Genomic DNA, 14,786 nt, shown 5'->3' on the forward strand with positions numbered 1-14,786 from the left:
CCGTCCCGCGCCGGACGGTCAGTTCGGAGCCGGTGACGCCGTCTCGTCGGCCTCGATGTCGAAGTTGATCTGTTCTCCGTCGACCGACGTGACCTTGACCGACACGCCCAGGGTGCTGCCGTCTCCCGCTGTGAGCTTGCAACGGGTGGTGGTGCCGACCTTCCCGGCGAGATCCTCGGGGCAGGTGATGTCCGGCTCGGGCTGACCCGTCGTGCGGGCGAGCTTCTCGGAGACGGTGGTGGCCAGCTTGTCCGCCGACAGCTTCGGATCGGACTTCCCGACGTCGACCGACGCCGAGCAGCCGACGAGCACCGCACCGGCGGCCACGGCCGTGAGGCTCCACTTCGCTGCTGTCCAGCGGGCTATGGTCATGGGGGCTCCATTCCGAATGATCAAGGCAGTCGCCGGAAGCATACGTGGCACGGTGGTCCACGGATGCCGGAGGCCGGGTGGCCCGCCGCCGCGGACAGGGGAGAGCGCACCGGCCTGCCGGATCCGCACGGCGGGGCGGGGAGGCCGCGGGGCAGGGGCGATCCGAGGCCTCACAGCTTACCGAAGATCACACCACGCCAGGTCCAGCCCGCGTCGAGGGCGGCGTCGCGCAGCGGGCCGGTCAGCTGCGCGCTGTCGAAGCTGTACGTCTCCGTCGCTTCGAGGCGGCCGCTCTCCCCGCGTTGCAGCGACCAGCGGCGGGAGACCGTCCTGCCCGAGCCCCGCGAGTACTCCGCCGACGTCTGGAGCCTCGGAGGGTTCCCGACGCGGGTGACCTCCCACTGTTCCTCGAGGGCACGCACCTCGGGGACCTCCTCGGCCAGGCGCATCCGGATACGGATGGCGTGCGTCAGCTGGGACCCGATGAAGAAGGTCTGCCAGGCGGGCTCGGCGATCCGCCACTCGGCCACCAGATCGGCGTCCTGGGCCGAGCCGTCGCGGATGACATAGGGGACATCCGGCCCGTTCAGGCTGAGCAGGGCTGTCCGCAACTCCTCGGCTGAGCGTGGCGCGACCCCGTCCTCGGGGTGCCTGGTTCCGGTCAGCTTGTCGAAGAATCCCATGGGGTCAACCTAAGAGGGGTCGGATCGCCGGTGCAAGAAAGGGCCGTGCCGGGGGGCCGGGCTACGGAGCCGTGCCGGTGTCCGGGCGGACCGTCCGCACGAATTCGCGGAAGTCCTCCACGACCGCGGGGTGCTGGGACGCGGACGCCGTCAGGATCAGACGGATCACCGCCCGCCTGCTCGGGTCGTCGACGTCGAGCAAGGACAGGTAGACCTGTGACTGCACGAGGTCGCGGGGCGCGCCCCCGGCGATCGCCGAGACCGCCAGCGTCTGGGTGAGGCCGGGCGATTCGGGCGAACCGACCTCGCGGCGCTCGCCGACCTCGACCGACACGGCGGACCGGCGCAGGTTCTCCACCGACTCGTCGGCGATCTCGGGGAGCGTCGCCGCGTCCGGGCGGAACTCGCCGTCGACCGTGATGTTCGCGGTGAACCCGGCCTCGGGACGCGGGTGCAGCGCGACGAACGCCGCCCCCGGCGCACCCACGCCGTCCGGCGGTGTGGCGCGCCATCCGTCGGGCAGTTCGAACGCGATCGGTACGGGCAGGGTGGTGGTCATCCCGGTCTCTCCTCGTGGCAACGGTGTGCTTGCGGCGGCGGTTCCGCGGTGGCATGCGTCAGAACAGGCTGCCGATCCCGTCGCCTACCCAGTTCGCCGCGTCGCCCACGGCCCCGGCCGCGTCGCCCACGGTATCGACGACCTTTCCGGGGTCGACGGTGAACTCGAGGCCCACGGCGCCACCGAGGGCGGGGGAGATGCCCACCTTGGGCCCGAAGTGCCACACGCCGTTGGCGTCCTTGCTCGCGTTCAGGCTGGCTTCGGCGCCGGGGCCGGCCCAGCCCTCGGCCGTGACACCCACACCGATCCCCCCGACGTCCGCGCCCGCGCCCACGCTGCCCTTCGCGCCGGCGAAAGCCTCGGCGCCCAGGTTCACACCGTCCAGACCGGCTCCCGCGTTGACCCCGGCCTCCGCGCCCGCCATCGCCTCCGCGCGCCCGTACACCCCGACCGGGCCGGCGTCGGCCTTTCCGCCGGCCGAGGCCTCTCCGCCGGCGAAGGCGCCGGCCTCGGCCTGGACCCCCTCATGGGTGACGCCGGCGGCTGCCGACGCCTTGGCGCCCGCATAGGCCTCGGCTTCTCCGGCCAGCTTGAGCGGACCGTTGGTGAGCGTGCCTTCCGCCTTGGCGCGGCCGAGGTCGGCGTGCGCCTCGGCCTCGGCCAGCTTGCCCTTGCCGATGTTGGGACCGCTGGCCTCCGCCCCGACTCCGGGTCCCGACGCCTCGGAGTCGGTCTCGGAGACCCAACCGTCCTTCTTGCCGGGCTTGGGGTCCGGCTTGCCGGCTTTCGCCAGGTCGCCCTCGGCCCCCGTGTTGAACCCGCCGATGCCGCTGCCGTCCGTGGAGACATCGCTCGTCGCCCGGGACAGCGCCCGCTTCACGCTCTGGTCGGTGGTGTCGACGGCCTTGACCGCCTTGGCTATCTGGTCGGTCCAGCCCTGCGCCTTCTCGCGGGCGTCCGCCAGCAGGGTGGCGTGGTCGGGGTCGTGCTGGAAGGCGTAACGTTCCTGCGGGGAGAGCTTGTCGTAACCGACGTAGGTCGCCCTGCCGGAGTCGTCGACCTTGTAGTCCTTCTTCTCGGCGTCCTCGACGAGGTCCTTGACCGCCTTCTGCAGGCGGGTCAGTTCGGTCTGGGCGTCCGTGAGGAGGCTGGCGACGGCGAGAGCCTGGTTCTTCGCCGCTCCGTACTCGAAGGCGGTCGCGGCGGCGGTGTTCTGCTGAGCGCCGTAGGCGAGCCCCTGCCAGTTCCCGTTGCCCAGCACGCTCTGCACGTGCTTCTCGTAGTTGACCTTGAGGTCGCCGAAGCGCTCACCCATCTTCTTCCAGGCTCCCGCGACATCCGCGAAGGAGGACAGGTCGGCCGTCACCACGTCCTGGTAGTTCAGTGTCATGGCGCGCCCGTCACAATCCGTCGAGGCCGCTGGGCAGGCGTATGGAGTCAGCCTGGGCGCCGGTGGCGAGGTCCTGGTTCTGGAAGATGTTCTGCGTGCCCTTGAGCCCGTCGAGCTCCCGCTGCAGACGCCCCATCAGCCGGTTCGCCTGTCCCTGCCAGGCGACCAGCGCGTCGGAGACGCCCTGGTCCGAGGCCCAGCCGGAGAGGCCCTTCAGCCCGGTGTCCTGCTTCAGCAGCGGACTCGCCGGTGCCGAGGGGGCGAGGAAGGGCGTGCGCACCGACCCGCCGCCGGCCGCCATGCGGGCGGCGGCCTGGGTGTCGGGAATCTGGTGCTCTTCCATGTACTTCGACGCGCGCTTCTTGTCGCTCGGTGAACTCGCGAGCTTCTGCTCGCCGCCGTCTCCGGCTCCCATGGGCAACCCCCGTTGCAATCGCACCTGTTCGGCCTCGCGGCCAGAACGCATAGTACGGAAGATCACCGCGTGCCGTTCGGGCGGCCCCCTCGGCGCACGGCGTCGCGCCCTCGACCGGCCGGCGGCACTCGCCCGCCGCACCGGCTCGAAGGCCCCCGGGGGACGGGTGGCGCCCGGTACTCGGCGGGGCCCGCGGGCCGGGCGCCCGGTGGGCCCGGTGTCCGAGCGGCGGACGCCGTTCAGAACGGGTACCAGCGCACCTCGGGATCGTCCTGGCGCAAGGACGCCACCCTGCGCCGGAACTCCGCCAGCGCCTTGGGGTTCGCGGGGGCGTGCTGGGCGACCCAGGCGCAGCTCGCCGTCTCGCGGGCCCCGCGCAGCACCGCACAGCCTTCCCAGGTGCGTACGTCCCATCCGTAGGCCTCGGTGAAGGCGGAGTAGGCGTCGGCGGGCAGCCCGTACCGGTCGCGGGAGAGGGCGAGTACCACCAGGTCGTGCTCGCGCAGATCGGCGGAGAACGTCTCCAGATCCACCAGCACCGGCCCGTCGGGGCCGACGTGGACGTTGCGGGGAAGGGCGTCGCCGTGGATGGGCCCCGGCGGCAGGTGCGGCGTGAGGGCGGCCGCGGCCTTCGCGAAGCCGTCGCGCCGGCCGCGCAGGTAGTCGGCGTCGGCGGGGTCGATCGCGTCGCCCGCGAGCCGCAGCCAGCGCTCCACGCCGCCGAGCAGCTCACGGCGCGGCAGCGTGAAGTCCGGGGCGGGCAGGGCGTGCACCCGGGTGAGCAGGGGTGCCAGGTCGCGCGGCTCGGTCGGGCGCACCGCCCCGGGCAGCCGGTGCCACAGCGTCACCGGGTGGCCCCCCACCATGCGGGCCCGGGGTTCGGCCGCCCGTACGGCGGGCACGCCCGATGCGGCCAGCCATCCGGCGACGGCCACCTCGCGCTCGGCCCGCTCACGCAGTTCCGGGTGGTGCGTGGCGTCGCGGCCCACCTTGGCCACCACGTCGCCGACGGTGAACACCGCGTTCTCGCCCAGCGCGAGGAGTTCCGCCGTGCCGCCGGTCAGTCCGGCGGCGGTCAGTACCTCGCGTGCGCGCATCTCGTCCATGGGCCCGATTTTCTCATCTCCGCAGGCCACCTTGACGTACGGGCGGCCCGTCAGCACGATGACGGGGGCCGCCCGGGCGGCTATACGGGGATGAAACCGATCCAAGGATGCAAAGGGGTCGATTCGTGACGATGGTGACCGCACCGACGCGGTCCGGGCGCAAGGACCCCCGGGCCGGGCGGGGTGAGGGGCGCCGGCGGGACGGCGCCGCCTGGTTCCTGGTGCTGCCCGCACTGATCCCCGTCCTGATCCTGAGCGTGGGCCCCCTGCTGTACGGCATCGCGCTGGCCTTCACCGACGCGCAGTCGGGGCGCACCCGTTCCACCCAGTGGATCGGTGTACTGAACTTCCAGGACCTCCTGCACGACACCCTGTTCTGGGACTCGTTCCGGATCGGCCTGCTCTGGGCCGTCGGGGTCACCGTCCCCCAGTTCGTGCTCGCCCTCGGCCTGGCCCTGCTCCTCGACGCGAACCTGAGGATGCGCTGGCTGGCCAGGGCGCTCGCGATCATTCCCTGGGCGATGCCCGAGGTCGTCGTCGGCATCATGTGGCGCCTCGTCTACAACCCCGACGCGGGCATCCTCAACGAGACCGTCCGCGATCTGGGGCTCGGTGACGGACGGGACTGGCTGACCGGACTCGCCACCGCGCTGCCCGCTGTGATCGTCGTCGGCGTCTGGGCCGGCATGCCGCAGACCACCGTGGCGCTACTGGCCGGGCTGCAGAACACCCCGCACGAACTCCACGAAGCGGCCGCCCTCGACGGAGCCGGGGCCTGGCGCCGCTTCCGTACCGTCACCTGGCCCGCGATCAGGCCCGTGGCCCTCGCGATCAGCGCGCTCAACTTCATCTGGAACTTCAACTCCTTCGCCCTGGTCTACGTCCTGACCAGCGGCGGACCGGGCGGCCGCACCCGGCTTCCCATGCTCTTCGCCTACGAAGAGGCGTTCCGCTACGGACAGTTCGGCTATGCCGCCGCGATGGGATGTGTGATGGTCGCCGTCATCTCGGTGCTTCTCGCCGTCTACCTGGCCGGCCGGCTCAGGGGAGGCGAGGACGCATGAGCCTGCGTACGGGCAGGACCGCGCGCGCCGGGCAGTACGCCGCCCTGCTGTGCTACCTGGTCTTTCTGGCGTTCCCCTTCCTCTGGCTGGTCTCCACCGCCTTCAAGCCGGCCCGTGAGCTCGGCTCCCTGCACCCCACGTGGATCCCCGAGGACCCGACGCTCGACAACTTCCGGCAGGCCTTCGACGAACAGCCGCTGCTCCGCGCCGCGGCCAACTCGCTCACCGCCGCACTCTGCGCCGCTCTGATCGCGGTCGTCATCGCCACGCCGATGGCCTACGTGATGGCCCGTCACCGGGGCCGGCTCTCCACCGCCGCCACCGGATGGGTCGTGGTCAGTCAGGCGTTCCCCTTCGTCCTCGTGATCATCCCGCTGTTCCTGGTCCTCAAGTACCTGCACCTGATCAACTCCCTGTGGGGGCTGATCCTGGTGTACGTCGTGTGGTCCCTGCCCTTCGCACTCTGGATGCTGGCCGGCTACGTCCGGGCGGTGCCGCCCGAGCTGGAGGAGGCCGCCGCCGTCGACGGGGCGGGGAAGGCGCGGATCCTCGTGTCCGTCACCGCGCCGCTGCTGGCCCCCGGGATCGTCGCCACCGCCCTCTTCGCGTTCATCACCGCGTGGAACGAGTTCTTCTTCGCGCTCGTCCTGCTCAAGACTCCGGAGAAGCAGACCTTGCCGGTCGTACTCACCCACTTCCTGGGCGCGGAGGGCGTGGCCGACCTCGGGCCGCTCGCCGCCGCCGCCTTCCTCGCCACCCTGCCCTCGCTCGTGCTCTTCGCGGTCATCCAGAAGCGCATCACGGGCGGTCTCACGGCCGGGGCGGTGAAGCACTGATGCGCCGCCGGCTGCCCACGCTCACCGCCGCGGTGACGACCGCACTCGCCCTCCTGCTGACCGGCTGCTCGGGGGAGGGCGACCGCCGTGCCGACGGCGTGATCCGGCTCAGTTTCCAGTCGCTGGCCTGGCAGAAGGAGTCCGTCGACGCCAACAAGCAGCTCGTACGCGAGTGGAACGCCGCCCATCCCGACGTGCAGGTGGACTACGTCCAGGGCAGCTGGGACAACGTCCACGACCAGCTGCTCACCTCCTTCGAGGGCGGGGAGGCGCCCGACATCATCCACGACGCCTCCGACGACCTGGCGGACTTCGCGTACGGCGGCTACCTCGCCGATCTGCGCACCCTGCTGCCGGACCGGCTGACCCGGGACATCCCTCAGCGGTCCTGGGACACCACCACCTTCGGCGGCGGTGTCCACGGAGTCCCGTTCCTCCAGGAGCCCAAGGTCCTCATCGCGAACACGAAGCTCCTCGCATCCTCGGGCGTGCGTATCCCGACTCCTGAAAGGCCCTGGAGCTGGGCGGAGTTCCGGAAGGTCACCGAGAGGCTGACGAACGAGGACAAGGGGACGTACGGGGTCGCCTGGCCGCTCAAGGAGCCGGTCTCCGTCACCCTCAACCTGGGGCTCTCCGCCGGTGGGAAGCTCTTCCACCGTGACGCGGACGGCAAGGTGACCATCCGTTTCGACGACGGTGACCGCGTCATGCCCGCAACGGTCAGGAATCAGGTCGGTCCCGACCGCAGTGCCGCCCGTTCGGCGCTCGGTATGGGGGGATCGGACACGCTCCCCGGCTTCTTCGGCGGTAAGTACGCCATGGTCCCGCTCGGGTTCTCCTACCGCCAGCAGGTCGTCGAGCAGGCGCCCGAGGGCTTCGAGTGGACGGTGCTGCCGACACCGGCGGGGAGCGGCGGGCTCGCGCAGGGGGTCAGTCCGCAGACCCTCTCGGTCGCCGAGGACAGCCCGCACAAGAGGGAGGCCGTGCGGTTCATCGACTTCCTGCTGCGCCCTCCGAACATGGTGCGGCTGGCCAGGGGCGACTGGATGCTGCCGACCGGAACCGAGGCACTGGCGGATCCGGCGCTGCACACCCGGGAGAACGGCTGGGCGACGGGCACCGCTCTCGCCCGGGCGTTGCGCCCGGCCCCCGCCCAGTCCGTGCGCGGCTACCCCGAGTGGAAGGACAAGGTCGCCACGCCCGCCCTCCAGGAGTACTACAGCGGGGCCATCGACACGGCCGAACTGAGGAAACGCCTGGTCGACGACGGGAACCGGGTTCTGGCCCGTTATCAGCGCTGATCCGGCCGTGGAGCGGACCGGCGAAAGAAAAAGACGAGACGTCTCGTCTCGTTTAGGGTCGGCGCATGACACCGACCCCGCGCGCCCACATCGCCATGTTCTCCATCGCCGCCCACGGACACGTGAACCCCAGCCTCGAAGTGATCCGGGAGCTCGTGGGCCGTGGGTACCGCGTCAGTTACGCCATCCCCGCCTCCTTCGCCGAGAAGGTCGCCGCCACCGGGGCCGAGCCGGTCGTCCACACCTCCACGCTGCCCACCGACCCGGAGGACTGGGGCAGCGAACCCATCGACTGGATCGAGCCGTTCCTCGATGACGCCGTCCAGGCGCTCCCCCAGCTCGCCGAAGCCTTCCGGGGTGATGAGCCGGACCTCGTCCTGCACGACATCACCGCCTACCCGGCCCGTGTGCTCGCCCACCGGTGGGGCGTACCGGCCGTCCAGCTCTGGCCCAACCTGGTCCCCTGGGAGGGATACGCCGAAGAGGTCGCAGGACCCGCGAACGCCGAGCTCAGGCAGACGGAGCGGGGCCGGTCCTACTTCGGGCGCTTCGAGGCGTGGCTCGCCCGGAACGGCCTCGGCGGCCTCTCGGTGGACGACTTCGTGGCCCGGCCGCGCCGCGGCCTGGTGCTGATCCCCGAGGTGCTCCAGCCGAACGCCGGCCGCGTCGATCACACCCGGTTCACCTTCGTCGGTGCCTGCCAGGGGCAACGCGCCGATCAGGGGGAGTGGGAGCGGCCGGCCGGCGCGGCCAGGGTCCTGCTGGTCTCGCTCGGTTCGTCGTACACCGACGAGCCCGCCTTCTACCGCGAGTGCGTCAAGGCCTTCGGCGATCTGCCCGGCTGGCACACCGTCCTGCAGATCGGGGCACACGTCGATCCCTCCGACCTCGGGGACGTGCCCGGCAATGTCGAGGTGCACTCCTGGGTCCCGCAGTTGTCCGTGCTGCGGCAGGCGGACGCGTTCATCACCCATGCCGGTGCGGGCGGCAGTCAGGAAGGCCTCGCCACCGGCACCCCGATGGTCGCCGTCCCCCAGGCCGTGGACCAGTTCGGCAACGCGGACATGCTCCAGGCCCTCGGCGTCGCCAGGCACCTGCCGAAGGAGGAGGCCGACGCCGCCTCCCTGCGGGCCGCCGTCCTCGCCCTCGTCGACGACCCGGAGGTGGCGGCGAGGCTGGCGGAGGTACGGGAGCGGATGGCGGGGGAGGGCGGCACGAAGAGGGCGGCCGACCTCATCGAGGCCGAACTGCCCGTCTGACGCGTCTGCGTGGAGCCGGCGCCCGCACTTGTCTCCGGGAACCCCGGCGCCGGCCGCTCGCCCGACTTGCAGGGGACTGCGCGGGTTTCCTGTGACGGAATCTTGCCGAGTGCGTGACGGCTACATGAAGGTCTTGATCTGGGCGCGTCAATCGAGCAGGGTTTCGAGGCAACCCCCGGAGATCTTCCGGCCGAGGGTCAATCCCCCCACAAAGAATGACGAGGAGACCCCTCTTCATGGCAATTCACAAGCGCGCACGCTCGGTGAAGCTCACCGCCGCGATAACCGCAGTGGCAGCGGCCGCCGGCGTCACTCTGCTCACCAGCCCGTCCGCCGGGGCCGCCCCGGCACCCGCGATGGGCACCGTCCACGGCGCCGACGCGGCGACAGCCGTCTCCGGCAGCTACATCGTGATGCTGGACCAGAAGGCGGACAAGGCCGATCTGGCCGAGGAGTACGGCGGCACACTCCGGCGCACCTACAAGTCGGCCATCAACGGGTTCTCCGCGAGCGGCCTCTCGGAGACCGAGGCCAAGCGGCTCGCCGCCGACCCGGCCGTCTCCAAGGTCGTCCAGAACAAGAAGTTCCACATCGACGCCACCCAGGACGACCCGCCGTCGTGGGGACTGGACCGGGTCGACCAGGCCACGACCGCCGGTGACGGCGCGTACACCTACCCGGACGCCGCGGGCGGGGACGTGACGGCGTACGTCATCGACACCGGTGTCCGTGTCACGCACGCCGACTTCGAGGGCCGGGCCACCTCGGGCTTCGACGCCGTGGACAACGACGACGACGCCGACGACGGCAACGGGCACGGCACCCACGTGGCCGGCACCATCGCGGGCGCCTCCCACGGGGTGGCCAAGAAGGCGAAGATCGTGGCCGTCCGGGTGCTGGACGACGCGGGCTCCGGCACGACCGAGCAGGTCGTCGCGGGTATCGACTGGGTCACCGCGAACCACGAGGGCCCGTCCGTCGCCAACATGAGCCTCGGTGGATCCGCCGACCCGGCTCTCGACGCAGCGGTGCAGAAGGCCATCGCCTCGGGTGTCACCTTCGCCGTCGCCGCGGGCAACGAGTCGAGCGACGCGGGTGAGGGCTCCCCCTCCCGCGTCCCCGAGGCCATCACCGTCGCCTCGTCCACGGTGGACGACGAGCAGTCGTCGTTCTCCAACTTCGGTGCGGTCGTGGACCTCTACGCCCCCGGCTCGGACATCACGTCGGCCTGGAACGACAGCGACGACGCCACGAACACCATCTCCGGTACGTCCATGGCGACCCCGCACGTCGTGGGAGCCGCGGCCGTGTACCTCGGCGGGCACCCGGAGGCCTCCCCCGCCGAGGTCGCCACGGCGCTCACCGGCGGAGCCACACCGGACGCCATCTCCAACGCGACCGAGGGCACGGCGAACAAGCTCCTGAAGATCGTGGAGTAGGCCGGACGCACCGGACCGGACAGGCGGTGGCCGCCGCGCCCTCCCCCACGGGGCGCGGCGGCCACTGCCGTGCTCAGGCCCTAGGCTGGGGCCATGAGCACGATGTACGCGGCGCTGCTGCGGGGGATCAACGTCAGCGGGCACCGGCGGGTGCCCATGGCGGAACTCCGTACGGTGCTCGGAGAACTGGGGCACCAGGACGTCGCCACGTATCTGCAGAGCGGCAACGCCGTGTTCCGCAGCGAGTCGGACGACGAGAGCGCCCTGGCCGCCGGGCTGGAGAAGGCGATCGAGAAGCGGTTCGGCTTTCCGGTCGACTGCCTCGTCCGCCGGGGTGCCTACCTCGCGGCCGTGGCCGACGCCTGTCCGTTCCCGGCCGCCGAGCTCCAGGCGAAGCAGCTGCACGTGACGTACTTCGACAAGACCCTGGACGCCGGGCACTTCGCGGCGCTCGACGCCGGAGCCTTCCTTCCCGAGGAGTTCCGGCTCGGGGACCGCGCCCTCTACCTGTACGCACCCGACGGGCTCGGGCGTTCGAAGCTCGCCGTGGCGCTCGGGCGGCCGGCCCTCACCCGTGGCCTCGTCGCCACCAGCCGTAACTGGAACACCGTGGCCAAGCTTGTGGAGATGACGCGTGACTGAGCCCTCGCCCGCTGTGGCGGCTGCCATCGAGGGCGAGCTGCGCCTTCTCGATCCCGTGGTACGGGCCTCCGCCGATGTGCTGGTCACCCTGCTGCACCCCGACTTCCGGGAGATCGGCACCAGCGGCCGGCTCTGGGAGCGGGACACGATCATCGCGATGCTCACGGACCCGGACGCGCCGCGCCCCGGGCCGCTCACCGCGTCACGGATGCGGGGCGACCAGCTCGCGGCGGACCTGGTGCATCTGACCTTCGACACGGAGTCCAAGGGCTTGCGCTCACACCGCAGTTCGCTGTGGCGGCTCACCGACGCCGGCTGGCTGCTCTACTTCCACCAGGCGACGCCGTTCGTGGACGATCCGTTCGCCGAGGTCTGAGCCGGCCGGCCCTGGACGGCATCCGCAGCACACAGCGGAGCGGCGCCGCAAGAGTGCCGCCCCGGTCTGATCCGTGCCCGGAGTCCGGCCGGTTCTCGCCGGAGGGGCTGATTCCGGCCATCGCGGGCCCCCGGGCAAAACGCCGGTAAGCCGCCCGAACGGACAGCGCCCTCACGGGCCCGGTCCGGGCTGTCGCCCTCCGCGTGTGCGCGTCTCCCGGGCGGGGACGGCGTGTGTGAACGCGATGCGCGTAGACGGCAGGCGACGTCCGCTCGCCCTTCCGGGCTTTGCAGCAATTCGCTGCGCGGCTCCGTTCGGTGAGCGGACGCCGTTGTTCGGAAGTCATCCGCACGCATATCGGAGTTCACGGACCGTTGTCCGTCGTGGTCCGGAAGACGGCCTTGTCACCCCTTCAAGTGGAGTCAAAGATTCGAGGCGTGCGGTTGGCAGGTCCACGACTAGAACCCAACGGTCGCGGAGAGCCGCACACCCTCGGCCCGCCCACCCAGCGGACCGGACACCCCCCAAAGACGGAGGATCCTGTGACCTTCAAGCGCTTCGCCCCCCTCGGCTCCCTCTCCAGACGTGCTCGCCTCATCGCCGCGACCTCAGGTCTGGTCACCGCCGTGGCGCTTGCGGCACCCACCGCGGTCGCTCAGGCGGCCCCGGACGCCACCGTGACGAAGGCCGAACTCGCGAAGGCCAGCTCGGCCGTACACGGTGCCGACATCGGCGGTACCGCCTGGTACACCGATGCGAGCACCGGCAAGGTCGTCGTGACGGTCGACAGCACGGTCAGCGCCGCCGAGATCGCCACGATCAAGAAGTCGGTCACCGACTCGGGCGCGAAGGCCGACATCAACCGCACCCCGGGCACGTTCAACAAGCTCATAGCGGGCGGACAGGCCATCTACGCCGGCGGCGGGCGCTGCTCCCTCGGCTTCAACGTCCGCAGCGGCAGCACCTACTACGCGCTGACCGCCGGCCACTGCACCGAGATCGGCAGCACCTGGTACACCAACTCGGGCCAGAGCAGCACCCTCGGCACCAGGACCGGCTCCAGCTTCCCCGTCAACGACTACGGGATCATCCGCCACGCGAGCTCCGCCGCCGCGGACGGCCGGGTCTACCTCTACAACGGCAGCTACCAGGACATCACCTCCGCGGCGAACCCGCGCGTGGGCCAGGCCGTCAAGCGCAGCGGGTCCACCACCGGCGTCCACAGCGGCATGGTCACCGGCCTCAACGCGACGGTGAACTACGGCGGCGGCGACGTCGTCTACGGCATGATCCAGACCAACGTCTGCGCCGAGCCCGGCGACAGCGGCGGTTCGCTCTTCGCGGGCACCACGGCCCTCGGCCTCACCTCCGGCGGCAGCGGCAACTGCAGCTCGGGCGGTACCACGTTCTTCCAGCCCGTCACCGAGGCGCTGAGCGCCTACGGCGTCAGCGTCTTCTAGGACCTGAGCCTCGCACCTGCCGACGGGCCGCGCTCCCCGAGCGCGGCCCGTTGCCGTATCCGCTCTCCCCCGGACCGGGCACTGTGCCAGGCTCACGTGCATGCGCTACATCATCGTGGGAACGGGCGCCGTCGGCGGCACCGTGGGCGGACGGCTCGCGGAGGCGGGCCACGAGGTCGTGCTCGTCGCGCGGGGAGCGCAGTACGCCGCTCTGCGCGAGGGCGGGCTGCGCCTCACCACGCCCGAGGGCACACGCACCCACCGCCCGCCGGTCGTCGACGGCCCGGCCGCACTGGACCTCCGCCCGGACGACGTCCTCGTCCTCGCCGTCAAGACGCAGGACAGCGTCGCCGCGCTCGACGGATGGAGCGCCCGGCCCGTGGCGGGCGGCGGCACGGCGGGGGAGCGGCTCCCCCTGATCTGCGCCCAGAACGGCGTGGAGGGCGAACGCCTTGCCCTGCGACGCTTCCACCGCGTCTACGGGTGCTGCGTCTACCTCCCGGCGAGCTTCGTGGAACCGGGCAGGGTCACCGCCTCCGGAGCCCCGCTCACCGGCATCCTGCACCTCGGCCGCTATCCGGCGGGCACCGACGACACCGTGCGCGCCGTAGCCGGGGACTGGGAGAAGGCGAGGCTGGAGGCGCCCGTCGTCCCCGACGTGATGCGCTGGAAGTACGCGAAGCTGCTCTCCAACCTCGCCAACGCGATCGAGGCGGTCACCGGAGTGCTCGACACCCCGGAGGCATTCGACCTGTTCGGCCGGGCACGGGCGGAAGGGCGGAGAGTGCTCGAGGCGGCGGGCGTCGACCCCGTCGGGACCGAGGAGCAGGACGCCGCACGCGGCGGCAGGATCCGCTTCGACCCGTTCGACGGGTCCGAGCGCGTGGGGGGATCGTCCTGGCAGAGTCTCAGCCGTGGCACCGGCACCATCGAGGCCGACCACCTCAACGGTGAGATCGTCCTGCTCGGCCGGCTGCACGGCGTCCCGACTCCCGTCAACGACGTGCTGCGCCGCACCGCGAACGCCTTCGCCCGGGAGCGCCGCGCTGCGGGCTCGATGACGGTGGCCGAGCTCGGCGCGCTGGTGGACGCGGAATCCGGGAGCGCACCGGGGGGCAGCCCCGGCCCCGGTCAGGCGCTGATCGCCCCGGACACCGGGAGGCGCGCTTCGTCGTAGCGGGTCAGCAGCAGCCGGGCGAGCGCGGGCGACGGCCCCAGTACGCCGGAGAGCACGTCCGCCCCGGCCTCCTCGGCGCCCGCGGCGATACGGTCGGGGAGCCGGCCCGGGGCGATGACGTACGGGGCCACCGCCACCCGCCGTACTCCGTCGGCCCGCAGCTCGCGGACGACGTCCGCGGTGCGCGGAAGGGATGCGGAGGCGAACGCAGGCCGCACGGCGCACCAACCGGTGTGCCGCAGCTCCCGCGCGATTTCAGCGATCACTGCGCTCGCCTCCGGGTCTGTGGAGCCCGCCGACGCCAGGACCAGCCCGGTCGAGCCCTTGTCGCCGGGGGACACCCCGGCCTCGTACAGCCGCTGCTCCAGGGCCGCGTTCAGCAGCGGGGACGGGCCCAGGACGTCGGCCTGGCCGATCCGCAGCCGGGGGAGCCGTGAGCGGGCCTCGCGCAGCACCGAGGGGATGTCGGACTTGGCGTGGAAGGCGCGGGTCAGCAGCAGGGGAAGAGCGACGACCTCACCCGCCCCCTCCGCGGCCAGGCGCTCCAGCACCCGGGGCACCGACGGGGCGTTGAACTCCAGGAAGCCCGTCTCCACCCGGAGCCCGGGCCGCAGCGACCGGACCCGCGCGGTGAGCGCGTGCACGGTCGCGGCGTGCCGCGGGTCGCGGCTGCCGTGGGCGATGACGAGGAGTACCGGAGCGGTCAT

General features: G+C 71.8%; 16 protein-coding genes. 9 read left to right on the forward strand and 7 right to left on the reverse strand.

The features are described 5' to 3' along the window. Positions 1–18: 18 nt before the first annotated feature. The 6 genes from ACHFIV_RS08745 to ACHFIV_RS08770 all read right to left on the reverse strand — a co-directional run bounded on the left by ACHFIV_RS08745 (position 19) and on the right by ACHFIV_RS08770 (position 4,525). Positions 19–372: a DUF4333 domain-containing protein gene (locus tag ACHFIV_RS08745; protein ID WP_398965290.1), complete on the reverse strand. Its 354-nt coding sequence runs from the start codon at positions 370–372 to the stop codon at positions 19–21. 170 nt (positions 373–542) lie between these two features. After that, positions 543–1,055: a hypothetical protein gene (locus tag ACHFIV_RS08750; protein WP_398965291.1), complete on the reverse strand. Its 513-nt coding sequence runs from the start codon at positions 1,053–1,055 to the stop codon at positions 543–545. Positions 1,056–1,116: 61 nt separating this feature from the next. Then, complete coding sequence (locus tag ACHFIV_RS08755) at positions 1,117–1,614, reverse strand: hypothetical protein (protein WP_398965293.1); 498 nt, start codon at positions 1,612–1,614, stop codon at positions 1,117–1,119. Positions 1,615–1,672: 58 nt separating this feature from the next. Continuing rightward, positions 1,673–3,004, reverse strand: coding sequence for a hypothetical protein (locus tag ACHFIV_RS08760; RefSeq protein WP_398965295.1), 1,332 nt, complete (start codon positions 3,002–3,004; stop codon positions 1,673–1,675). Positions 3,005–3,014: 10 nt separating this feature from the next. Then, positions 3,015–3,419, reverse strand: coding sequence for a hypothetical protein (locus ACHFIV_RS08765; protein WP_398965297.1), 405 nt, complete (start codon positions 3,417–3,419; stop codon positions 3,015–3,017). 239 nt (positions 3,420–3,658) lie between these two features. Next, complete coding sequence (locus ACHFIV_RS08770; RefSeq protein ID WP_398965298.1) at positions 3,659–4,525, reverse strand: phosphotransferase enzyme family protein; 867 nt, start codon at positions 4,523–4,525, stop codon at positions 3,659–3,661. Positions 4,526–4,656: 131 nt separating this feature from the next. Between ACHFIV_RS08770 and ACHFIV_RS08775 the strand changes: the two genes are divergently transcribed. The 9 genes from ACHFIV_RS08775 (at position 4,657) to ACHFIV_RS08815 (ending at position 14,079) form a co-directional block, all read left to right on the forward strand. Then, positions 4,657–5,589: a carbohydrate ABC transporter permease gene (locus ACHFIV_RS08775; RefSeq protein ID WP_398965972.1), complete on the forward strand. Its 933-nt coding sequence runs from the start codon at positions 4,657–4,659 to the stop codon at positions 5,587–5,589. After that, entirely contained in the window at positions 5,586–6,425 is an 840-nt protein-coding gene (locus ACHFIV_RS08780; protein ID WP_398965299.1) for a carbohydrate ABC transporter permease, read from the forward strand. The genes ACHFIV_RS08775 and ACHFIV_RS08780 overlap by 4 nt, the downstream gene beginning before the upstream one ends. Next, positions 6,425–7,726, forward strand: a complete 1,302-nt coding sequence (locus ACHFIV_RS08785) for an ABC transporter substrate-binding protein (RefSeq protein ID WP_398965300.1) — start codon at positions 6,425–6,427, stop codon at positions 7,724–7,726. The genes ACHFIV_RS08780 and ACHFIV_RS08785 overlap by 1 nt, the downstream gene beginning before the upstream one ends. Positions 7,727–7,791: 65 nt before the next feature. After that, on the forward strand, positions 7,792–8,985 hold the full coding sequence (mgt, locus tag ACHFIV_RS08790; RefSeq protein ID WP_398965301.1) for a macrolide-inactivating glycosyltransferase: 1,194 nt from the start codon (positions 7,792–7,794) through the stop codon (positions 8,983–8,985). Positions 8,986–9,221: 236 nt separating this feature from the next. Beyond that, a complete protein-coding gene (locus ACHFIV_RS08795) occupies positions 9,222–10,424 on the forward strand; it encodes a S8 family peptidase (protein ID WP_398965302.1) in 1,203 nt (400 codons plus the stop codon). Positions 10,425–10,517: 93 nt separating this feature from the next. Next, a complete protein-coding gene (locus ACHFIV_RS08800; RefSeq protein WP_398965303.1) occupies positions 10,518–11,066 on the forward strand; it encodes a DUF1697 domain-containing protein in 549 nt (182 codons plus the stop codon). Continuing rightward, positions 11,059–11,442: a nuclear transport factor 2 family protein gene (locus ACHFIV_RS08805; RefSeq protein WP_398965305.1), complete on the forward strand. Its 384-nt coding sequence runs from the start codon at positions 11,059–11,061 to the stop codon at positions 11,440–11,442. Before ACHFIV_RS08800 ends, ACHFIV_RS08805 begins: the two co-directional genes overlap by 8 nt. Positions 11,443–11,984: 542 nt before the next feature. Beyond that, positions 11,985–12,902 carry a S1 family peptidase gene (locus ACHFIV_RS08810; protein WP_398965307.1) on the forward strand — a complete coding sequence of 306 codons (918 nt, stop codon included), beginning with the start codon at positions 11,985–11,987 and terminating at the stop codon, positions 12,900–12,902. 100 nt (positions 12,903–13,002) lie between these two features. Next, positions 13,003–14,079 (forward strand): ketopantoate reductase family protein, encoded by a 1,077-nt coding sequence (locus ACHFIV_RS08815; RefSeq protein ID WP_398965308.1) that lies wholly within the window; start codon positions 13,003–13,005, stop codon positions 14,077–14,079. Here the strand turns inward: ACHFIV_RS08815 and ACHFIV_RS08820 are convergent. After that, positions 14,034–14,786, reverse strand: a complete 753-nt coding sequence (locus ACHFIV_RS08820; RefSeq protein ID WP_398965310.1) for a sirohydrochlorin chelatase — start codon at positions 14,784–14,786, stop codon at positions 14,034–14,036. The two genes, ACHFIV_RS08815 and ACHFIV_RS08820, sit on opposite strands and share 46 nt — an antisense overlap.

This window comes from Streptomyces sp. ALB3 (assembly GCF_044385685.1).
GTDB lineage: Bacteria > Actinomycetota > Actinomycetes > Streptomycetales > Streptomycetaceae > Streptomyces.